General features: G+C 44.8%; 1 protein-coding gene. It reads left to right on the top strand.

Annotated elements, in window-relative coordinates; translation table 11 throughout:
* The first annotated feature begins 175 nt into the window (after positions 1–175).
* The gene (locus DXD04_RS16540) at positions 176–1,687 is read left to right on the top strand and encodes an IS1182 family transposase (protein ID WP_117674215.1); all 1,512 of its coding nucleotides are present in this window, start codon (positions 176–178) and stop codon (positions 1,685–1,687) included.
* Positions 1,688–1,859: the final 172 nt, after the last annotated feature.

The following is a 1,859-nucleotide window of genomic DNA, read 5'->3' as shown; positions in this document are numbered from 1 at the left end:
ATAAAAAACACCCCAAAAGTTTTGTGTCTAACTTTTGGGGTGCAGTACAAAATGAGACGGCCTTTTTTGTGTTTGCAAAAAAAATCGGGCAAGTCCTAACTTCGCTCAGTCAGAACTTGCCCGTCTCCCTAATTTTTTGTATCTTAGGGAATCAAGTCAAGATATCCCAAAGATAATGTTTAAAAATTACACATCCAACGATAATCTGCTTTTACCTCCGTGTTTAGGCGATTTTATTCCCCAGAACGATCCGGTCCGGGTTGTTCACCGTATCATTGCACAGATAAACCTTGAAGAACTTTACCGCAGGTATTCTCCTAAAGGCTGTTCTGCATACCACCCTCGCATGATGCTTCAGATTCTGGTCTATGCTTATCTGCGTAATATCTATTCCAGCCGTCGCATAGAAGAATTCTGTCGCAATGACATCCGCTTCATGTGGCTTACCGGCAATGTGACTCCTGACCATAATACCATCAACCGTTTCCGCAGCAGCCGGCTGAAGGATGTACTCAAGACAATATTTGCCACCATCGTGAAGTTCCTCGTGTCGGAAGGTTTTGTAAGTCTGGATGTGGCCTGTACCGACGGGACGAAGATGGAGGCGGACGCCAACCGTTATACGTTCGTCTGGGGCAAGTCCATACATACGCGCATATCCAGAATCGCGGAACAGCTTGAAGAGATATGGCGGTACGCCGAGTCCGTCACCAAGCAGGAACTGCGTGATTCCGCACCCATCACATATCAGGATATCACTCCGGAGAAAGTTGAAAAGGCGCTCTGCCGGATAGATGATGCCCTGAACGGAGTGGATGCTGACAGGAAAATGAAAGCGAAGGTAAAACGTGTAAGGAAGTCATGGCCCGAACAGCTCAGGAAATATGAATCACAGGGAAAGATACTTGACGGACGCAACAGTTACTCAAAGACAGACAATGACGCTACTTTCATGCGCATGAAAGAGGACCATATGAGGAACGGACAGCTCAAACCCGGATATAATCCCCAAATCAGCACCAACAAACAGTTCATTTTGAACTATACCATCCATCAGTGTGCGGGTGATACCTCCACCTATCCTCTGCATATGGATGATTTCCATTCCCTTTACGGCAGATACCCTGACGTATCTGTCTGCGATGCCGGATACGGGAGTGAGGAGAACTATCTGTATGCCTTCAGACATGGCATTGAAACCTTTATAAAGTACAACTATTTTCATAAGGAACAGAAAAGGAACTTCCGGAACGACCCGTTTCTGTCTTCCAACTTTTATTATAATGAAGAAACCGACGGCATGTACTGTCCGATGGGACAGAGAATGAAAAGACTCTCCGATGCAAAGAGGATAACAGACAACGGTTTTGTGCAGACCATATCAAGATACAGGGCACATAACTGTAATGGCTGCCCGCTAAGATGCCGGTGTCACAGAGGCCGGTCGGAAAGAATTGTGCAGGTAAACCACCGTCTGCGGAAAATCAAGGAAAGTGAACGTGAAAAGCTGCTCTCTGATGAAGGCCTGAAATATCGCAGCCAGCGACCGCAGGATGTGGAAGCCGTTTTTGGAAACCTCAAGAACAACAAGCAATTCAAGAGGTTCCATCTTCGTGGACTTAAGAAGGTTGAAATTGAGTTCGGCCTGCTGGCCATTGCACATAATCTTGCAAAAATAGCCTCTTAGGAGGCTTATACCAATAAAAAACAGTTTGAATGGAAAAAGTAAGTTTGTAAGCTTCTTTTTTTGAGAAAAATCCAAATGACTTCAATTTGAAATAAAACAAAAGAGGCCATCTCAACTCTATTTTGTACTGCACCCCAAAAGTTAGACACAAAACTTTTGGGGTGTTTTTTAT

This window comes from Phocaeicola plebeius, assembly GCF_003437535.1.
GTDB lineage: Bacteria > Bacteroidota > Bacteroidia > Bacteroidales > Bacteroidaceae > Phocaeicola > Phocaeicola plebeius_A.
This window is presented reverse-complemented; position numbering and strand designations above follow the sequence as displayed.

Bases quoted from the DNA above. Each gene is read 5' to 3' on its own strand.
- DXD04_RS16540 (WP_117674215.1), top strand. From the start codon at position 176: ATGTTTAAAAATTACACATCCAACGATAATCTGCTTTTACCTCCGTGT.